Source organism: Kitasatospora sp. NPDC127116, assembly GCF_042677365.1.
Classification (GTDB): domain Bacteria; phylum Actinomycetota; class Actinomycetes; order Streptomycetales; family Streptomycetaceae; genus Kitasatospora; species Kitasatospora lactacystinica.
Window position 1 is genome coordinate 17614 of sequence record NZ_JBHXTL010000016.1, and the last position, 18153, is coordinate 35766.

General features: G+C 71.8%; 16 protein-coding genes. 9 read left to right on the top strand and 7 right to left on the bottom strand.

Features of this window, described 5'->3' with window-relative positions; translation table 11 throughout:
* Positions 1-7 precede the first annotated feature (7 nt).
* The 5 genes from sdhD to ACFVHV_RS10095 form a co-directional block, all read right to left on the bottom strand.
* Positions 8-499: a succinate dehydrogenase, hydrophobic membrane anchor protein gene (gene sdhD, locus ACFVHV_RS10075; RefSeq protein ID WP_359911559.1), complete on the bottom strand. Its 492-nt coding sequence runs from the start codon at positions 497-499 to the stop codon at positions 8-10.
* Between the two features lie 8 nt (positions 500-507).
* The gene (sdhC, locus tag ACFVHV_RS10080) at positions 508-888 is read right to left on the bottom strand and encodes a succinate dehydrogenase, cytochrome b556 subunit (protein WP_033332398.1); all 381 of its coding nucleotides are present in this window, start codon (positions 886-888) and stop codon (positions 508-510) included.
* Between the two features lie 368 nt (positions 889-1256).
* On the bottom strand, positions 1257-1742 hold the full coding sequence (locus tag ACFVHV_RS10085) for a 2-oxo-4-hydroxy-4-carboxy-5-ureidoimidazoline decarboxylase (RefSeq protein ID WP_359911557.1): 486 nt from the start codon (positions 1740-1742) through the stop codon (positions 1257-1259).
* A 335-nt stretch (positions 1743-2077) separates the two neighbouring features.
* On the bottom strand, positions 2078-3727 hold the full coding sequence (locus ACFVHV_RS10090; RefSeq protein ID WP_359911554.1) for an alpha/beta hydrolase: 1650 nt from the start codon (positions 3725-3727) through the stop codon (positions 2078-2080).
* Between the two features lie 73 nt (positions 3728-3800).
* Positions 3801-4556: an SDR family oxidoreductase gene (locus tag ACFVHV_RS10095; protein WP_359911551.1), complete on the bottom strand. Its 756-nt coding sequence runs from the start codon at positions 4554-4556 to the stop codon at positions 3801-3803.
* A 121-nt stretch (positions 4557-4677) separates the two neighbouring features.
* Between ACFVHV_RS10095 and ACFVHV_RS10100 the strand changes: the two genes are divergently transcribed.
* The 8 genes from ACFVHV_RS10100 (at position 4678) to ACFVHV_RS10135 (ending at position 15143) form a co-directional block, all read left to right on the top strand.
* On the top strand, positions 4678-6267 hold the full coding sequence (locus ACFVHV_RS10100) for a methylmalonyl-CoA mutase (protein ID WP_380350508.1): 1590 nt from the start codon (positions 4678-4680) through the stop codon (positions 6265-6267).
* A gap of 213 nt (positions 6268-6480) precedes the next feature.
* Entirely contained in the window at positions 6481-7734 is a 1254-nt protein-coding gene (locus tag ACFVHV_RS10105; protein ID WP_359911546.1) for an amidohydrolase, read from the top strand.
* Positions 7735-7986: 252 nt separating this feature from the next.
* Entirely contained in the window at positions 7987-9045 is a 1059-nt protein-coding gene (locus ACFVHV_RS10110) for a BMP family ABC transporter substrate-binding protein (protein WP_359911543.1), read from the top strand.
* 292 nt (positions 9046-9337) lie between these two features.
* On the top strand, positions 9338-10918 hold the full coding sequence (locus ACFVHV_RS10115; protein ID WP_380350510.1) for an ABC transporter ATP-binding protein: 1581 nt from the start codon (positions 9338-9340) through the stop codon (positions 10916-10918).
* 3 nt (positions 10919-10921) lie between these two features.
* A complete protein-coding gene (locus ACFVHV_RS10120) occupies positions 10922-12082 on the top strand; it encodes an ABC transporter permease (protein ID WP_359911540.1) in 1161 nt (386 codons plus the stop codon).
* Entirely contained in the window at positions 12079-13344 is a 1266-nt protein-coding gene (locus ACFVHV_RS10125; RefSeq protein ID WP_359911537.1) for an ABC transporter permease, read from the top strand. Before ACFVHV_RS10120 ends, ACFVHV_RS10125 begins: the two co-directional genes overlap by 4 nt.
* A complete protein-coding gene (locus tag ACFVHV_RS10130) occupies positions 13341-13751 on the top strand; it encodes a cytidine deaminase (RefSeq protein ID WP_359911534.1) in 411 nt (136 codons plus the stop codon). The genes ACFVHV_RS10125 and ACFVHV_RS10130 overlap by 4 nt, the downstream gene beginning before the upstream one ends.
* Positions 13752-13865: 114 nt before the next feature.
* A complete protein-coding gene (locus tag ACFVHV_RS10135; protein ID WP_359911531.1) occupies positions 13866-15143 on the top strand; it encodes a thymidine phosphorylase in 1278 nt (425 codons plus the stop codon).
* A 30-nt stretch (positions 15144-15173) separates the two neighbouring features.
* On the opposite strand, the gene ACFVHV_RS10140 is transcribed toward ACFVHV_RS10135, so the two are convergent.
* Positions 15174-15728 (bottom strand): Uma2 family endonuclease, encoded by a 555-nt coding sequence (locus tag ACFVHV_RS10140; protein ID WP_359911529.1) that lies wholly within the window; start codon positions 15726-15728, stop codon positions 15174-15176.
* A gap of 26 nt (positions 15729-15754) precedes the next feature.
* A complete protein-coding gene (locus tag ACFVHV_RS10145; protein ID WP_380350514.1) occupies positions 15755-17038 on the bottom strand; it encodes an MFS transporter in 1284 nt (427 codons plus the stop codon).
* A gap of 92 nt (positions 17039-17130) precedes the next feature.
* Between ACFVHV_RS10145 and ACFVHV_RS10150 the strand changes: the two genes are divergently transcribed.
* Positions 17131-18099, top strand: a complete 969-nt coding sequence (locus ACFVHV_RS10150) for a LysR family transcriptional regulator (RefSeq protein WP_359911524.1) — start codon at positions 17131-17133, stop codon at positions 18097-18099.
* Positions 18100-18153 lie beyond the last annotated feature (54 nt).

The window sequence follows — 18153 nt, forward strand, 5'->3', positions numbered from 1 at the left end:
TCGCGGCTCAGATGTTGGGGTCGAAGGTGAAGATCACCAGGGTGCCGAGCAGCACGGTGAAGACCGTGGCGGTGCCCATGAGCCCCTTGAGCCAGAGCCGGGTCGAGTCCTTCTCGGCGTAGTCGTTGATCACCTGACGCATGCCGTTGGCGCCGTGCAGCATGGCGAGCCAGAGCATCAGGAGGTCCCAGCCCTGCCAGAACGGCGAGGCCCAGCGGCCGGCCACGAAGGCGAAGCCGATCTTGGAGACGCCGCCGTCGAGCACCAGCATGATCAGCAGGTGGCCGAGGATCAGCACGACCAGAACGACACCGGACAGGCGCATGAAGAGCCAGGCCAGCATCTCGAAGTTGGTGCGGGTGCGACGCGGGGTCTTCTTGGTCCGCTGGCGCGGAGGCTCGATGACGAACGCGTCGGCGGGGTTGCCGGTGCCCAGTCCCCTGCCGGTGTGCGCCTGCTTGGAGGGGACGACGATGGCGTCGGAGTATTCCGTGGACATGTCTCGGCTCACTTCCCGAACCAGGAGATCAGCGTGTGCTGGAGGATCCCGTAGAAGGAACCGGCCATCAGGACGACCCAGACGCCGACGACGGTCCAGAGCATCTGCTTCTGGTACTTCGGGCCCTTGGACCAGAAGTCCACTGCGACGACGCGCAGGCCGTTGAGGGCGTGGAACAGGATGGCGGCCACCAGGCCGTACTCCATCAGGTTCACGAGCGGAGTCTTGTACGTCTGGATGACGGTGTCGTAGGACTCCGGCGACACTCGCACGAGGGCGGTGTCCAGGACGTGGGCGAACAGGAAGAAGAAGATGAGGACGCCGGTGACTCGATGAGCCACCCAGCTCCACATGCCTTCCCGGCCGCGGTACAGCGTTCCAGCCGGCACGGAAAAACCCTCCGGAAGCGATTGGGGGCTCGGCCGGCTTCGGTGTCGGTCAGCCCGGCCGGGTACGGTCCACCGGCCGCCAGCATCCTATCGACGCCTTTCCGTGAACCGCCTCCGGGGGCCCCAGGTGTGATCAATCAGGCACTTCTGGCCTAGCGGGGCGGGAACCAAACCCGAGGGTGTCACGATGCGTGACGACATGCCCGCACCCCGTGCCGGAGGGTGAGGGGCGCGGGGCGGGGCGGGTTCGGATTCGGTGGCGGTTCGGATCGGATGGTGCCGTGGCCTCACTCGTCCGGGCGGTTTCGCGGGCGGGATCACCCGCGAGGGTGAAGAGGAGTGGGTGAGGCGGGGTGGGTGATGTGCGCTCAGCGCGCCGCGGCCTCCGAGGGGGTGGCGACCAGGTGCTCCAGGCGGGTGAGGGCGATCCGGCGGAGTTCGTCGGACGCGATCAGCCGCTCCTCGTCCGGGTCGTTGGCGAGGCGGGTGCGGATGGAGGAGAGCACGGTGTCGAGCATCTCCTCCGGGGCGACCCCTTCCAGGCAGACCACGAAGACGTGGCCGAACCGGGCCTCGTACGCGGCGTGCGCGGCCCGCAGCGCGGTGTGCGCGGCCTGGCTTCCGGGAGCCCGCATGCCGAGCAGCGGCTGCGGCATCCAGCTCTCGTCCGCCAGCGCCTCGGTGAGGTCGGCCGGGCGGAGGTCGTAGGAGGCCTCGCTGGCGGCGGCCAGCAGGGACTCGATGTCGGGGTAGGGCCGGTGTGCGGTGAGCCGCAGGGCCCAGCGGTGGCTGCCGCAGCAGGCCAGCAGGGCCTCCTCGGCAGCGCCGGCGTCGGCTTCGTTGAAGCGGTGCAACCCGAGGAGGGTCGGCTCTGTTCTGACGTCGAGCCGCTGTGACGGGATGTCGCTGGCCAGCGGGTCCTCCTCGTGAGGGCGGGAAGGTGCCGGTGGAGTGGGGTGGTGAACGGGTGGGATGGGGGCTGCCGAGGGGCGCGTTGGCGCCGGTCGACCTGCGCCTCAAAGGTAGTTGAGCGGTCATCAGTTGGGGAGGGCGCGCGCCGAATTCATCCGGACGAGCTATCAAGTTGTGACGTTGACACCTGCGCGTCAGCGCCCTCCCCGCGTCCTGCCGCCGGCCGCGGCGCCGCCGTCCACCGAGGACCGGGCCGGGCCGGTCCGGTCCGCGGGACTCAGTCGCAGCGGGTGCCCGGGGCCGGCATCGTGCCCTCGGTCAGGTAGGCCTCCATGGCCCGGTCGATGCAGGTGTTGCCCTTCCCGAAGGCGCCGTGCCCCTCACCGACCCGGGTGAGCAGGGTGGCGTTGGCGAAGCCCTTGGCCAGCGCCTCGGCCGAGGCGTACGGGGTGGCCGGGTCGCCGGTGCTGCCGACCACCAGGATCGGCGCGCTGCCCTCGGCCCGGACGGTGTGCGGCGTCTCCTGCGTCCTGAACGGCCAGTAGGCGCAGCCGGCCTCGCTGAAGTCGTCCACCGTGACGCCCCTGGACATCAGCGGCGCCTCGGCGAGCAGCCGGTCCACGGCGGCCCTGGCGTGCTCGGGGGTGGGCGCGGGGCGGGCGGCGTCGGCGCAGCCGATCGCGTTGTTGGCCTCGTCCACCGGGCTGTAGTGGCCGTCCGCGTCCCGGCCGTTGTAGTCGTCGGCGAAGGCCATCAGGTAGTCGCCCTTGTCGCGCACCATCGCCCAGCCGAGGGCGGCGCGCAGGTACTTCCAGGAGGTCGTCTCGTCGCCGTAGAGGAGCGAGATGGTGCCGGTCCAGGCCTGGTCGCGGCCGAGCTTGCGGCCGTCCTTGGTGGTCAGCGGGTGGTCGTACAGCCCGTCGAGGAAGTCGGCGGCCTTCTTGGCGGCCTTGGTGCCGTCCTTGCCGAGCGGGCACTCGTCGGCGTGGTTCTCCACGCAGTCGGCGGCGAAGCGCTCGAAGGACTTCTCGAAGCCGACCTGCTGGTCGACCCCGTGGTCCAGCCGGTCCTGGCCGGGGTCGACCGCGCCGTCCAGGATCAGCCGGCCGGTGTTCTTCGGGAACTCCTCGGCGTAGAGCGCGCCGAGGTACGTCCCGTAGGAGATGCCGAGGTAGTTGAGCTGCTTGTCGCCGACCGCGGCGCGCAGCACGTCCAGGTCGCGGGCGGTGTTGCGGGTGCCGACGAAGGGCAGCAGCCTGCCGGACCTGGCCTGGCAGGCGGCGGCGTGCTCGGTGGCCTGCTTGACGTGCTCGGCCTTGCGGACGGCCGGGTCGAGGGAGGCGTCCGTCTGGTTGACGGCGTCGTGCTGCTTGTCGTCGTAGCAGACGACCGGGGAGCTGTCGCCGGTGCCGCGGGGGTCGAAGCCGACCACGTCGAAGCGGTCGTGCAGGGTGCCGGCGAACTGCTTGGCGCCGTACTTGACCATCCCGACGCCGGATTCGCCGGGGCCGCCGGGGTTGACCATCAGCGAGCCGATCCGCTGGTCCGGCTTGGCGGCCGGGTACTTGACCAGCGCGAGGTCGAGGGCGTCGGTGGCGGGGGCGGCGTAGTCCAGCGGGACGTGCAGCGTGCCGCACCGCAGGCCGGATATGTCGATCTTGGCCTTCTCCGCCCGGGCGTCGGCCGGGCAGTCGGCCCAGGTGATCTGCTGGCCGTAGAAGGGCTTGAGTGCCGGGTCGGCCTCGCCGGTGGGCCTGGGCGTCGGTGTCGGGGTGGCCGTGGGGGTGGCGGCGGCGGGCGCGGTGGTGCCCGCGGCCCGGTCCTGGGCCGGCGCGGCGGTGTCGTCGCAGGCGGAGGCGAGGAGCAGGGTGCCTGCCGCCAGCGCGGTCAGCAGGACCCGTGGGCGGGCGGCCCGGAAGGTTCTCATCGCACGTGTGTACCACCGGGGGGTGACGTGTTCGATCTTGGCCCCTGCTCCGGGGCCGCCCGCCGGGCCGGGCTCAGGCGCGGTGGACCTTGTGGTTGGCGGCCTGCGCCCGGGGGCGGACCACCAGCAGGTCGATGTTCACGTGCGAGGGCCGGGTGACCGCCCACGCCACGGTGTCCGCGATGTCCTCCGAGGTGAGCGGTTCGGCCACGCCCGCGTACACGGCGGCGGCCTTCTCCTCGTCGCCGCGGAAGCGGGTGACCGCGAAGCCCTCGGACTTCACCATGCCGGGCGCGATCTCGATCACCCGGATCGGCTCCCCGCACAGCTCCAGCCGCAGCGTGGCGGCGATGGTGTGCGCGGCGTGCTTGGCGGCGACGTACCCGCCGCCGCCCTCGTACGCGGCCAGCGCGGCGGTCGAGGAGAGCACCAGCACCGTGCCGTCGCCGGTGGCCCGCAGGGCCGGCAGCAGGGCCTGCGTCACGTGCAGCACGCCGAGCACGTTCACCTCGTACATGGCCCGCCAGTCGGCCGGGTCCCCGTGCTCGACGCTCTCCGCGCCGATCGCGCCGCCGGCGTTGTTCACCAGGACGTCGACCCGGCCGACCGCGGCGGCGAAGGCGTCCACCGCGGCCCGGTCGGTGACGTCCAGGGTGACCGCGCGGGCCGAACCGCCCCGGGCGGCGATCTCCTCGGCCAGCGCCTCGACGCGGTCGGTGCGCCGGGCGGTCAGCACCACGTCGAAGCCCTCGGCGGCCAGCCGGCGGGCGGTCGCCGCGCCGATTCCGCTGCTGGCACCGGTGACCACGGCCACCTTCTGCTCGGTCATTGCCACTCCCTGGGGCTCATCGGTCGTTCACCCGATCATCTCAACCGCGTCGCCGCCGCGGCGGGCCGGTCGGGCCCTACATTGCGAGGACCCGCTCCCCAGCTCCGGAGGAGGCACCCCCGTGACAGCCGAACCGCGCCGCGCCGAGTCGGGTTTCGCGATCGAGCCGCTGTACGGTCCCGAGTCCCTGGCCGGCCGGGAGGCCGGCGCCCGGCTGGGCCGGCCGGGGGAGTACCCCTACACCCGGGGCGTCTATCCGACGATGTACACCGGCCGCCCCTGGACGATGCGCCAGTACGCGGGCTTCGGCACCGCCGCCGAGTCCAACGCCCGCTACCGGCAGCTGATCGCGGGCGGCGGCACCGGCCTCTCGGTCGCCTTCGACCTGCCCACCCAGATGGGCTACGACTCGGACGCGCCGCTCGCCGCCGGGGAGGTCGGCAAGGTGGGCGTCGCCGTGGACGGCGTCGAGGACATGGCGGTGCTGTTCGACGGCATCCCGCTCGGCGGGGTGTCCACCTCGATGACCATCAACGCGCCCGCCGCCCTGCTCCTGCTCCTCTACCAACTGGTCGGCGAGGCCCAGGGGGTGGCGCCGGCCGCGCTCACCGGCACGGTCCAGAACGACGTGCTGAAGGAGTACATCGCCCGCGGCACCTACATCTTCCCGCCGCAGCCCTCGCTGCGGCTGGTCGCCGACGTGTTCCGGTACTGCCGGGCCGAGATCCCGCGCTGGAACACCATCTCCATCTCCGGGTACCACATGGCCGAGGCCGGGGCCGATCCCGCGCAGGAGATCGCCTTCACGCTGGCCAACGGCATCGCCTACGTCCGCACCGCGATCGCCGCCGGGATGGCCGTGGACGACTTCGCCCCCCGGCTCTCGTTCTTCTTCGTGGCCCGCACGACGCTGTTGGAGGAAGTGGCCAAGTTCCGTGCGGCACGCAGGATTTGGGCCAGAATCATGCGCGACGTGTTCGGTGCCCGGAACCCGCGCTCGCAGATGCTGCGCTTCCACACCCAGACCGCCGGAGTGCAGCTCACGGCCCAGCAGCCCGAGGTCAACCTGGCCCGGGTCACCGTGCAGGCGCTCGCCGCGGTGCTCGGCGGCACCCAGTCGCTGCACACGAACAGCTACGACGAGGCGATCGCGCTGCCCACCGAGAAGGCCGCCCGGCTCGCCCTGCGCACCCAGCAGGTGCTCGCGTACGAGACCGACGTGACCGCCACCGTGGACCCGTTCGCCGGCTCCTACGCCGTCGAGTCGCTCACCGACGAGGTGGAGGCCGCGGCGCGGTCGCTGATGGACCGGATCGAGGAGCAGGGCGGCGCGGTGGCCGCGATCGAACGGGGCTACCAGAAGGGCGAGATCGAGCGCACCGCCTACCGGCTCCAGCAGGAGACCGACTCCGGGGAGCGGACGGTGGTCGGGGTCAACCGCTTCCGGTCGGACACGGAGGAGCCCTACCAGCCGCTGCGGGTGGACCCGGCGATCGAGGAGCGGCAGGCGCGGCGGCTGGCCCGGCTGCGGGCCGAGCGCTCCGCCGGCGCCGTCACCCGGGGGCTGGACGCGCTGCGCCGCACCGCCGAGGGGACGGGGAACGTGCTGTACCCGATGAAGGAGGCGCTGGCCGCCCGCGCCACCGTCGGCGAGGTGTGCGACGCGCTGCGCGGAGTGTGGGGGACGTACTCCCCGGTGGAGCGCTTCTGACGTCCTGCTGAACGGCCGTCAACCCGTCGGTGTCGTCGGGGAAGTGGCGGGCCGTGACCGTCGGCCGGGGTGGTCGTTGCACAGGGCACGCAACCCGGGGAAGGCGGCTGAAACAAGATGTCATACCCACGTGTCCGGCCGGTATGCACCCATCCGGGGACTAGTTTTCCGGAAGTCGGGCCAAATCCCCCCAACAGGCCTACGATTGGCGAGATGAACCGTCCTGAGCCCGCTCAGCCGGGCACCACTCTCGCCGTCCCACGCCCCGCCGCCGATCTGCGCGACCGGGTCCGGGCGCTGGAGCCCGAGCTGATCGCCTTCCGTCGTGATCTGCACCGGCACCCGGAGCTGGGCCGCCAGGAGTTCCGAACCACCGGGCTGCTGCGCGACCGGCTGGCGGCCGCCGGGCTCGAACCCCGGGTGCTGCCCGGCGGCACCGGCATGCTCGTCGACATCGTCCCGCCCGGCACGGCCCCGGGGACGGAGTTCCTGGCCTTCCGCGCCGACATCGACGCGCTGCCGATCGACGACGCCAAGACCGACGTGCCGTACCGCTCCACCGTCCCCGGCCGGGCCCACGCCTGCGGCCACGACGTGCACACCTCGGTGCTGCTCGGCACCGGCCTGGTGCTGGCCGAGGCCGCCCGCGCCGGTGAGCTGCGCCGCCCCGTCAGGTTGGTGTTCCAGCCCGCCGAGGAGGTCATGCCGGGCGGCGCGCTGGACGTCATCAAGGCCGGCGGGATGGCGGGTGTCGGGCGGATCTTCGCGGTGCACTGCGACCCGAAGGTGGAGGTCGGCCGGATCGCCCTGCGGGTCGGGGCGATCACCTCGGCCTGCGACCGCCTGGTGCTGCACCTGGACGGTCCCGGCGGGCACACCGCCCGTCCGCACCTGACCACGGACCTGGTCACCGCGGTCGCCAGGACGGCCGCCGACCTCCCGGGGGCGCTGGCCCGCCGGATGGACCCGCGCTGGGGCGTCAGCCTGGTCTGGGGGCGGATCGCCTCCGGCTCCGCGCCCAACGTCATCCCGCAGCACGCCGAGCTGGAGGGCACCGTCCGCTGCCTGGAGCTGGACGGCTGGCGGGAGGCGCCGGACCTGCTGCACGAGCTGATCGCCAAGCTGTCCGAGACCCACCGGGCCAAGTGGACGCTGGACTACCACCGCGGGGTGCCGCCGGTGGTGAACGAGGCGGTCTCGGTCGCCCTGCTGGACGGGGCGATGCACGCCCGCTTCGGCGGGGACGGCGCCGTGGTGGTGGAGGGCACCGAGCAGAGCCTGGGCGGCGAGGACTTCTCCTGGTACCTGGAGCACGCCCCGGGCGCGCTGGCCCGGCTCGGCGTCCGCGCCCCCGGCGACGCCACGGTCCGGGACCTGCACCAGGGCCGGTTCGACGTGGACGAGCGGGCGATCGGCATCGGCGTGGAACTGTTCTCGGCGCTGGCCCTGGAGGCGGACGGCAGCTGACGGCAGGTCCGGGGGCGGTGCGGCCGGAGCGAAGCGGAACGGCCGGATCCGGGGTCCCGTCGGGGTTACGTAAACTGACCGAACCGACCTCGGATCACCGTCCGCGCGGGGGATAGAGCCCCGGGGAGAACATCAGACCACGGTTTGATAACAACCCGTATGCTCCGGCACCCCGTAACACAACCGTGTTCTACGCGCGTTACGGTGGCGTCCGACCACGCCAAACGGTTGCGTGTAGAAGGAGATATCCCCTTGCGCCGTTCAATGAAGCTCGCCGCGGTTGTGCTCTCGGGTTCCCTGGGCATGGCCTCGCTCGCCGCTTGCGGCGCAAAGAGCACCGACTCCTCCTCCTCCGGCTCGGGCGACGGTTCGCTCAAGGTCGGCATGGCCTACGACATCGGTGGCCGCGGCGACCAGTCGTTCAACGACTCCGCCGCCCGTGGCCTCGACAAGGCCAAGTCCGAGCTGGGCGTTGGCGTGACCGAGGCCGAGGCCAAGCAGGGCGAGGCCGAGGCCGACAAGGAGACCCGTCTCAAGAACCTGATCGACGCGGGTTACAAGACGATCATCGCGGTCGGCTTCGTCTACCAGCCGGCGGTCAACAAGATCGCCAAGGACAACCCGACGGTCAAGTTCGCGATCATCGACTCGAACGACAAGGACCAGCCGGCCAACGTCACCTCGCTGCTCTTCGCCGAGCAGGAGGGCTCGTACCTGGCCGGTGTCGCCGCCGCGAACAAGTCGAGGGCCAAGCACGTCGGCTTCATCGGCGGTGTGCAGTCCGAGCTGATCAAGAAGTTCGAGGCCGGTTACACGGCGGGTGTGAAGTCCGTCGACCCGAGCATCACGGTCGAGACCACCTACCTGACCACCCCGCCGGACTTCACCGGCTTCGCCTCGCCCGACAAGGGCAAGGAGGCCGCGCAGGGTCAGCTCGACAAGGGCGCGGACGTCATCTACACCGCCGCCGGCTCCTCCGGCAACGGCGCCATCGAGGCCGTCGCCAACAAGTCGGGCGCCCTGGCCATCGGTGTCGACTCCGACCAGGCCAGCCAGCCGGCCCTGGCGAAGTACAAGAACAGCATCCTGACCTCGATGGTCAAGAACGTCGACACCGCGGTGTTCTCGTACGTCCAGTCGGTCAAGCAGGGCCAGAGCCCGACCGGCGTCAAGCTGTTCGACCTGAAGGCCGAGGGCGTCTCGCTCGCCACCACCGGCGGCAAGATCGACGACATCCAGGACAAGCTGAAGGTCGCCGCCGACGCGATCAAGTCCGGCGCCACCACCATTCCGACCGCGCCGGTCAAGTAAGCACCGCGCGTCCCGGACGCCGCAGAGCCCGCCGCCTGCCCGGCAGGGCGACGCATCCACACAGTTCACGGGAGGGGCCCGGCAGGGTGCGCTCAACGCGTACCCCCGGGCCCCGTTCCGTCTCTCCGTTCCCCCTTGGCCCTCCGAGCGCAACGACGCGCCTCCAGACCACCAGGAGACCGCCATCACCGCATCCGACCCCGTCCCCCTGCGCAAGGACGGCACCCCCAGCGCGGGGACGGCGACACCGGCCGTCGAACTGCGCGGCATCACCAAGCGCTTCCCGGGTGTCGTGGCCAACCACGACATCAACCTCACCGTCCGCACCGGGACCGTGCACGCCCTGATGGGTGAGAACGGCGCCGGCAAGTCGACGCTGATGAAGATCCTCTACGGCATGCAGAAGCCGGACGAGGGCACCATCGCGATCAACGGCGAGCCGTGCGAGTTCAACACCCCCGGCGACGCCATCTCCCGCGGCGTCGGCATGGTGCACCAGCACTTCATGCTCGCCGACAACCTCACGGTGTGGGAGAACGTCGTCCTCGGCGGCGAGAAGCTCCACGGCATCGGTGCCAGGGCGAAGGCGAAGATCAAGGAGATCTCCGACCAGTACGGCCTGGGCGTGCGCCCGGACGTCCTGGTCGAGGACCTCGGCGTCGCCGACCGCCAGCGCGTCGAGATCCTCAAGGTGCTGTACCGCGGCGCCAAGATCCTGATCCTCGACGAACCCACGGCCGTGCTCGTCCCGCAGGAGGTCGACGCGCTGTTCGACAACCTGCGCGAGCTCAAGTCCGAGGGCGTCACCGTCATCTTCATCTCGCACAAGCTGCACGAGGTGCTCGCGGTGGCCGACGCGATCAGCGTCATCCGGCGCGGCACCACGGTCGGCGACGCCGACCCGAAGGCCGTCACCGCCCGGCAGCTCGCCGAGCTGATGGTCGGCGCCGAGCTGCCCTCCCCGGAGAGCCGCGAGTCGACCGTCACCGACGCCGTGATGCTCGACGTCGAGGGCCTGCGGATCGCCAAGACCGACGCCGAGGGCATCGAGCGCGTCGTCCTCGACGACATCTCGCTGCGCATCCACAAGGGCGAGATTCTGGGCATCGCCGGTGTCGAGGGCAACGGCCAGGCCGAGCTGGTCGAGGCCGTCATGGGGATGCTGCCGCTGAACGCCGGCACCGTCACCCTGGACGGCAAGGACCTCTCCGGCACCCTGACCCGGGCCCGCCGCGAGGCCGGCATCGGCTACATCCCCGAGGACCGCCACAAGCACGGCCTGCTGCTGGAGGCCCCGCTCTGGGAGAACCGCATCCTCGGCCACGTCACCGAGGCGCCCAACTCCAAGGGCGTGCTGCTCGACCCGGCCGCCGCCCGCACGGACACCTGGCGGATCGTCGAGGAGTACGACGTCCGCACTCCCGGCATCGAGGTCACCGCGGCCTCGCTCTCCGGCGGCAACCAGCAGAAGCTGATCATCGGCCGCGAGATGAGCCACCAGCCCAAGCTGCTGATCGCCGCCCACCCCACCCGCGGTGTGGACGTCGGCGCGCAGGCGCAGATCTGGGAGCACATCCGGGTCGCCCAGCGGGCCGGCCTGGCCGTCCTGCTGATCTCCGCCGACCTGGACGAGCTGATCGGCCTGTCCGACACCATCCGGGTCATCTACCGCGGCCGCCTGGTCGCCGATGCCGACCCGGCCACCGTCACCGCCGAGGACCTCGGCACCGCGATGACCGGTGCCGCCAGCGGCCACCTGGAGTCCGAGCCGGAGGCCGTCGCCGAGGCGCAGGCCGTCGCGGCCGAGGGCACCGAGGCCGAGGCCGGGCACCAGCCCACCGACACCGCCGACGACCCGCAGGCGGGGGAGTAACCCATGACCAGTCCCAACCCCGCCGCCGCGAAGCCCGGCCTGGCCCAGCGGTTCAGCGGTGAGCGGATCGTGCTCGCGCTGGCGGCGCCGGTGCTCGCGGTCCTGCTCTCCATCGCGATCTGTTCCGTCCTGCTGGCGACTTCGGGCAAGAACCCGTTCGACGCCTGGAACGTGATGATCACGTACGCCGGCAAGTCGGACGGCCAGGTGGGCATCCTCAACCGGTCCACCACCTACTACCTGGCCGCCGCGGCCGCCGCGTTCGGGTTCCGGATGAACCTGTTCAACATCGGCGTCGAGGGCCAGTACAAGGTCGCGGCACTGTTCGCGGCCTTCGTCGGCGCCAAGGTGGACCTGCCGGCCTTCATCCAGATCCCGCTGCTGCTGGTCACGGCCATGCTGGTCGGCGGTCTGTACGCGAGCATCGCCGGTCTGCTGAAGGTCTACCGCGGCGTCAGCGAGGTCATCTCGACCATCATGCTGAACTCGATCGCGACCGCGATCATCGGTCTGCTGCTCGTCCCCGGCATCTTCGCGCCGAAGACCAGCGGCACCACCAACTCGATCCAGACCGAGCCGATCTCGCAGTCCAGCCACTTCTTCTCGCTGGAGACGGCCGGCGGAACGCTCTGGGGCTTCATCTTCGTCGCCGCCCTGGTCGGAGTGGTCTTCCAGTTCGTGCTGACCCGCACCCGCTTCGGCTTCGACCTGCGCGCCACCGGCCGCTCGGAGTCCGCGGCGACCGCCTCCGGCGTGAACGTCAAGCGCATGGTGGTCATCTCGATGGTGGTCTCCGGAGCCATCGCCGGTCTGATCGGCCTGCCGGAGCTGCTGCAGAACTCGTACTACTTCGGCCAGAGCTTCCAGCCCGGTCTGGGCTTCCTGGGCATCTCGATCGCCCTGCTCGGCCGGAACAGCCCGATCGGCATGGCCTTCGCGGCGCTGCTGTTCGCGTTCCTGGACGTCACCGGCTCGGTGCTGCCGCTCCAGGGCGGCTTCCCGTTCGAGATCGTCGACGTCATGAAGGGCACCATCGTCATCTGCGTCGTCGTCGCGTACGAGCTGGTGCGCCGCTACGGCCTGAAGCGTCAGCAGCAGAAGGTCGGCGCCCAGCTCGCCGCCCAGGCTGCCGCGAACAGTGAGAAGAAGGAGGTGTCCGCATGAGCACGGCAACGGCTGCCCGTCCGAAGGCGTCGGGCGCACCCGCGAAGAAGCGCAAGCTGTCCTGGCCGGTCGTCCTGCTCCTGATCGCGGGCGCCCTGATGCTGTTCTCCGCCGTGGGCCTGGCCACCGGCAACCACTCGTTGACCTCCTCCGGGCAGGTCACCGCCGCGCTCGGCGCCGCCGTGCCGATCGGCATGGCCGGTCTGGGCGGTCTCTGGTCCGAGCGGGCCGGTGTGGTCAACATCGGTCTCGAAGGCATGATGGTCGCCGGCACCTTCTGCGGCGCCTGGGCGGGCTACCTGGTCAACCCGTGGGTCGGCCTGCTGGCCGGCATGCTGGGCGGGGCGGTCGGCGGCCTGCTGCACGCGGTCGTCACGGTCACCTTCGGCGTCGACCACATCGTCTCCGGCGTCGGCATCAACCTGCTGATCCCCGGCATCTGCGCGTACGTCAACCGGATCTACTACAAGGACTACGTCTCGGTCGGTGCCGGCCAGAACCAGTCCCCGCCGGCGGACCCGCTGCCGTACATCACCGTCCCGGGCCTGTCCTCCGGGCTGAAGAGCATCGAGAGCCACCACTGGTTCTTCGTCTCGGACGTCGCGGGCGTGCTCGGCGGCCTGGTCACCAACATCTCGGTGGTCGTGCTGCTGGCCGGCGCGCTGATCGTGGTCAGCTACTTCGTGCTCTGGCGCACGGTGTTCGGCCTGCGGCTGCGCTCCTGCGGTGAGAACCCCACCGCCGCCGAGTCGCTGGGCGTCAACGTCTACAAGTACAAGTACCTCGCGGTCATCGCCTCCGGCGCCTTCGCCGGCCTCGGCGGGGCGTACCTCTCGCTGGTCGCGGCGCACTTCTACAAGGACGGCCAGACCCTCGGCCGCGGCTTCATCGGCCTCGCCGCGATGATCTTCGGCAACTGGATGCCCGGCGGCCTCGCCATGGGCGCCGGCCTGTTCGGCTTCACCGACAGCCTCCAGCTGCGCGACCCGGAGTCGGTGCACGTGCTGATCCTGATCGTCGGCATCGCGATGATCCTGTTCGCGCTCTGGCAGCTGTACCGCCGCAAGTACACCGCGACGGTGGTCTCCTTCGTGGTGGCCGGCGGCCTGATCGCCTGGTACTCGCTGACCGACGAGGTGCAGCGCCCGCTGATCGTCGCCACGCCGTACCTGATCACCCTGGTGGTGCTCTCGCTGGCCTCGCAGCGCCTGCGGATGCCCAAGGCGGACGGCCAGATCTACCGCAAGGGCCAGGGCAAGTGACCACCCCCGCGCCTGCGGCGCCGCCCGCGATCGACTGGGAGCTGCTGCGCGCGGCGGCGCGCGAGGCCATGGGCCGCGCGTACGCGCCGTACAGCAGGTTCCCGGTCGGCGCGGCCGCCCTGGTGGACGACGGCAGGGTGGTCACCGGCTGCAACGTCGAGAACGCCTCGTACGGGCTCGGGCTGTGCGCCGAGTGCGGGCTGGTGTCCGCGCTGCACTCCTCCGGCGGCGGCCGGCTGGTCGCCTTCACCTGCGTGGACGGCGCCGGCGAACTGCTGATGCCGTGCGGGCGCTGCCGCCAACTGCTGTACGAGCACGGCGGGCCGGGGCTGCTGGTCGAACTGGCCTCGGGCGTGAAGCCGATGAGCGAGGTCCTTCCCGACGCGTTCGGGCCGGAGCGGCTCTAAGGGCCCGGTTGGCCCTAGCCGCAGCAATTGTTACGCGCGTAGAGTGTCGCGAGTGGGCCGGAACCCGGTCATCTCGCGACACTCTTCGCTTTTGAAACCCCTCTTGGAGCACGCATGGACGCCATCTCCGTCATCAGGACCAAGCGCGATCGCGGAGAGCTGAGCGACGCTCAGATCGACTGGGTCATCGACGCCTACACCCGCGGTGAGGTCGCCGACGAGCAGATGTCCGCGCTGGCGATGGCGATCCTGTTGAACGGGATGAAGCCGCGCGAGATCAGCCGCTGGACCGACGCCATGATCCGCTCCGGCGTCCGGATGGACTTCTCCTCGCTGCCGCTGCCCACCAGCGACAAGCACTCCACCGGCGGCGTCGGCGACAAGATCACCCTGCCGCTCGCCCCGCTGGTCGCCGCCTGCGGCGCCGCCGTCCCGCAGCTGTCCGGCCGCGGCCTCGGCCACACCGGCGGCACCCTGGACAAGCTGGAGTCCATCCCCGGCTGGCGCGCCCTGCTCTCCAACGAGGAGATGATGGACGTGCTGGGCTCCGCCGGCGCGGTGATCTGCGCCGCGGGCGACGGCCTCGCGCCGGCCGACAAGAAGCTGTACGCGCTGCGCGACGTCACCGGCACCGTCGAGGCCATCCCGCTGATCGCCTCCTCGATCATGTCGAAGAAGATCGCCGAGGGCACCGGCGCGCTGGTCCTTGACGTCAAGGTCGGCTCCGGCGCGTTCATGAAGAACCTGGACGACGCCCGCGAACTCGCCCGCACCATGGTCGGCCTGGGCACCACCGCCGGGGTCAACACCGTCGCGCTGCTCACCGACATGTCCACCCCGCTCGGCCTCACCGCGGGCAACGCGCTGGAGGTCCGGGAGTCCCTGGAGGTGCTCGCGGGCGGCGGCCCGGCCGACGTCGTCGAGCTGACCCTCGCGCTCGCCCGCGAGATGCTCGCCGCGGCCGGCGTGCAGGGCAAGGACCCGGCGGACGCGCTGCGCGACGGCTCCGCGATGGACCACTGGCGCCGCATGATCGCCGCCCAGGGCGGCGACGTCGACGCCCCGCTCCCGGTCGCCCGCGAGCAGCACGTCATCCCGGCGCCCGCCTCCGGCGTGCTCACCGCCCTGGACGCCTACGCGATCGGCGTCTGCGCCTGGCGCCTGGGCGCCGGCCGCGCCCGCAAGGAGGACCCGGTCCAGGCCGGCGCCGGCGTCGAGATGCACGCCAAGCCCGGCGACACCGTGGTGGCCGGCCAGCCCCTGCTGACCCTGCACACCGACACCCCGGAGCGCTTCGACTACGCCGTCGAGGCCCTGGCCGGCGGCATCGAGGTCGCCCCGGCGGGCACGGCCTTCACCCCGAACCCGATCGTCCTCGACCGCATCGCCTGAGGGTCCTGAGGTCTGCTCACGTACGCCGGATCAGGCGTACGTGAGCAGACCGCTGGTGTCGAGCGTCCAGGGGCCGACGGCGATCCTGTCGCCGAAGACGAACTTCTCCCGGGCCTCGTAGCCGGGTTCCGAGTGCACGATGCCCGTGCCCGTGCGGGGATCGACGAGCAGGTAGAACGGAATCCCCATGGCCGAGTAGTCGCGAACCTTGTCGTGGTAGTCGTTCTCGGGGTTCGACTTGGAGACGACTTCCACGACCAGCAGCACCTCGTGCGGGAGGACCGCCCGCTGTTCGCCCTCCAGGGTCGCCTCGGGGAACACCATCAGGTCCGGGTTGCGCAGTTGGCCGAGCCCCGCGTCCTGGAGATCCGCACCGTGATACGCGATGTGACCGGGGTGGGTGGCCGACAACTGGGCGTTGATCTGTCGGGAGAGGCGCAGCACGGCGAGTTCGTGACGCTTCACGGGCGACATCATCATGACGATCTGGCCGTCGGCGATCTCGATCTTCCCTATCCCCGGCACCTTCGGCAGCTGATCCGCGATCTCGAGCAGCCTGGCGTACACAGCAGGATCGATGCTCATGTTCCGGAGTGTATCCGTGGCGGCTGTCAAGCGTTCGCGACCGTTCGGCGGGCCGCGTGGGCCCGGTGGGTGGCGTAGAGGGTGACGGCGGCGGCGAGGGTCATGGCGGCGAGCCCGACGGTGGCGGCGCCGGGCCAGCCGGTGGCGTGGTAGGCGTCGGCGCCGAGGGTGCCGCCGAGGCTGTTGCCGAGGTAGTAGGCGATCAGGTAGAGGGCGGAGGCCTGGGCGCGGCCCTCGGTGGCGGTGCGGCCGACCGAGGAGGAGGCGGTGGCGTGGCCGGCGAAGAAGCCGGCGGTGATCAGGACCAGGCCGAGCAGGGCGCAGACCAGGGACTCGGCGAGGGAGAGCAGCAGGCCGGCCGCGGTCACGCCGATGGAGACGTAGAGGGCGCCGCGCCGGCCGAGGCGGCCGGAGAGCCGGCCGGCCGCGGCGGAGGTGCCGGTGCCGACCAGGTAGACCACGAAGATCGAGGCGGCGATCGACTCCGGCAGGTGGAACGGCGCGGAGATCAGCCGGTAGCCGACGGTGTTGTAGACCGCGCCGAACACGGCCATGAACAGCATCCCGAGCGCGTACAGCCGCACCAGCAGCGGGTTGCGCAGGTGCCGTCCGACGGTCCGGGCGAGCGCGCGGGCGTCCACCGGGGCGGGGGTGAAGTGCCGGGCCGCGGGGATCAGCAGCCGGAAGGCGAGCGTGGCGAGCAGGGCGAGGACGGCGGAGGTGGCGAGGCCCCAGCGCCAGCCGAGTCCGGCGGCGGTCCAGCCGGAGAGCAGCCGGCCGCCCATTCCGCCGATGCTGTTGCCGGCCACGTACAGGCCCATCGCGGAGGGCAGCGCACTGGGGTGGACCTCCTCGGCGAGGTAGGCCATGGCGGTGGCGGGGAGCCCGGCGAGGGCGGCGCCCTGGAGGACCCGCAGGGTGACGAGGGCGGTGAGGTCCGGCGCGAAGGGCAGGGCGAGCGCGAGGGCGGAGGCGGCGAGGGTGGAGGCCGTCATCACCGCGGTGCGGCCGTACTTGTCGGAGAGCGCGCTGGCCGGGAGCAGCCCGAGGGCGAGGCCGAGGGTGGCGGCGGAGGCCGTCCAGCTGGCCTGGCCGGGGGTGAGGTCGAGGTCGGCCGAGAGGATCGGCAGCAGGCCCTGGGTGGAGTAGAGCAGGACGAAGGTCGCGACCCCGGCGGCGAACAGGGCGAGGTTGGCGCGGCGGAAGTCGCGCTGGCCGGGGCGGTGGCGGTCGTCCGCGGTGGCGGCGGAGGGGGCGGTGGCGGGGGCATCCGGGGTGGTCACGGATGCCCCGGTATCGGCGGGCTGCATGTCGTCGACCGTAGGCCTGGCGCCGTTGATGCGTCCAATGCATGGAGCGTGGATGATCGATGCACTGGCGTATGAGTCGAGGTGGTGGCGCGATGTCCGGTCCGGAGTCGGCGGACGGCGGCGAGCAGCGGTACCGGGTGGCCGAGTTGGGCCCGCGGGAGCCGGCGGTGCTGCTGGCGCCCCGGCTGGCCCGGTTCGCGGCGGTGGCCCGGCTGGAGCACGTGACCCAGGCGGCCGCGCTGCTCGGGGTGCCGCAGCCGACGCTGTCGCGCTCGGTGGCCCGGCTGGAGGAGGAGCTGGGGGTGGACCTGCTGGCCCGTCAGGGCCGTACGGTGCAGCTGACCCGGGCGGGCCGGCTGCTGCTGGCCTCGGTGGAGCGGGCGCTGGCCGAGGTCGAGCGCGGTGCGGCGGCGGCCCGGGCGGAGGCGGACCCGGAGGCGGGCCTGGTGGCCTTCGGCTTCCTGCACACGATGGGGCCGGACGCGGTGCCGGCGCTGCTGCGCGGCTTCCGCGCGGCGCACCCGCGGGTGCGGTTCCAGCTGGTGCAGGACTACGGCGCGGCGATGCTGGAGCGGCTGCGGGCCGGGGAGTTGGACCTCTGTCTGGTCGCGCCGCTGCCGGAGGACCCGGCGTTCGCCGCCCGCCCGCTGGACGAGCAGCGGCTGCACCTGGTCGTCCCGGCGGACCACCGGCTGGCCGGGCGGCGGCGGATCCGGCTGGCGGAGGTGGCCGAGGAGCCGTTCGTCGGGCTGGAGCAGGGGTACGGGCTGCGCGCGATCACGGACGGCTTCTGCGCGCAGGCCGGGTTCGTCCCCCGGCTGGCGTTCGAGGGGGAGGAGGCGGAGACGCTGCGCGGGCTGGTGGCGGCCGGGCTGGGGGTGGCGCTGCTGCCGCCGGCCCTGGTGCCGCGACCGGGGGTGGTGGAGCTGGAGGTGACGGCGCCGCGCACCCGGCGGGCGATCGGGCTGGCCTGGGCGGCGGGGCGGCCGCTGACCCCGCCGGCGCGGACCTTCCGGGACTTCGTGCTGTCCCGGCGGGGGCGGCTGCTGCAGCACGACTGACGCCCGCTCGGCGGCGGTCCGGCGTTTTGGCGGATCGTATGGACCGGGCGGTGG

Bases quoted from the DNA above. Each gene is read 5' to 3' on its own strand.
- sdhD (WP_359911559.1), bottom strand. From the start codon at position 499: ATGTCCACGGAATACTCCGACGCCATCGTCGTCCCCTCCAAGCAGGCG.
- ACFVHV_RS10090 (WP_359911554.1), bottom strand. From the start codon at position 3,727: ATGAGAACCTTCCGGGCCGCCCGCCCACGGGTCCTGCTGACCGCGCTG.
- ACFVHV_RS10095 (WP_359911551.1), bottom strand. From the start codon at position 4,556: ATGACCGAGCAGAAGGTGGCCGTGGTCACCGGTGCCAGCAGCGGAATC.
- ACFVHV_RS10105 (WP_359911546.1), top strand. From the start codon at position 6,481: ATGAACCGTCCTGAGCCCGCTCAGCCGGGCACCACTCTCGCCGTCCCA.
- ACFVHV_RS10120 (WP_359911540.1), top strand. From the start codon at position 10,922: ATGACCAGTCCCAACCCCGCCGCCGCGAAGCCCGGCCTGGCCCAGCGG.
- ACFVHV_RS10125 (WP_359911537.1), top strand. From the start codon at position 12,079: ATGAGCACGGCAACGGCTGCCCGTCCGAAGGCGTCGGGCGCACCCGCG.
- ACFVHV_RS10135 (WP_359911531.1), top strand. From the start codon at position 13,866: ATGGACGCCATCTCCGTCATCAGGACCAAGCGCGATCGCGGAGAGCTG.
- ACFVHV_RS10140 (WP_359911529.1), bottom strand. From the start codon at position 15,728: ATGAGCATCGATCCTGCTGTGTACGCCAGGCTGCTCGAGATCGCGGAT.
- ACFVHV_RS10145 (WP_380350514.1), bottom strand. From the start codon at position 17,038: ATGCAGCCCGCCGATACCGGGGCATCCGTGACCACCCCGGATGCCCCC.
- ACFVHV_RS10150 (WP_359911524.1), top strand. From the start codon at position 17,131: ATGTCCGGTCCGGAGTCGGCGGACGGCGGCGAGCAGCGGTACCGGGTG.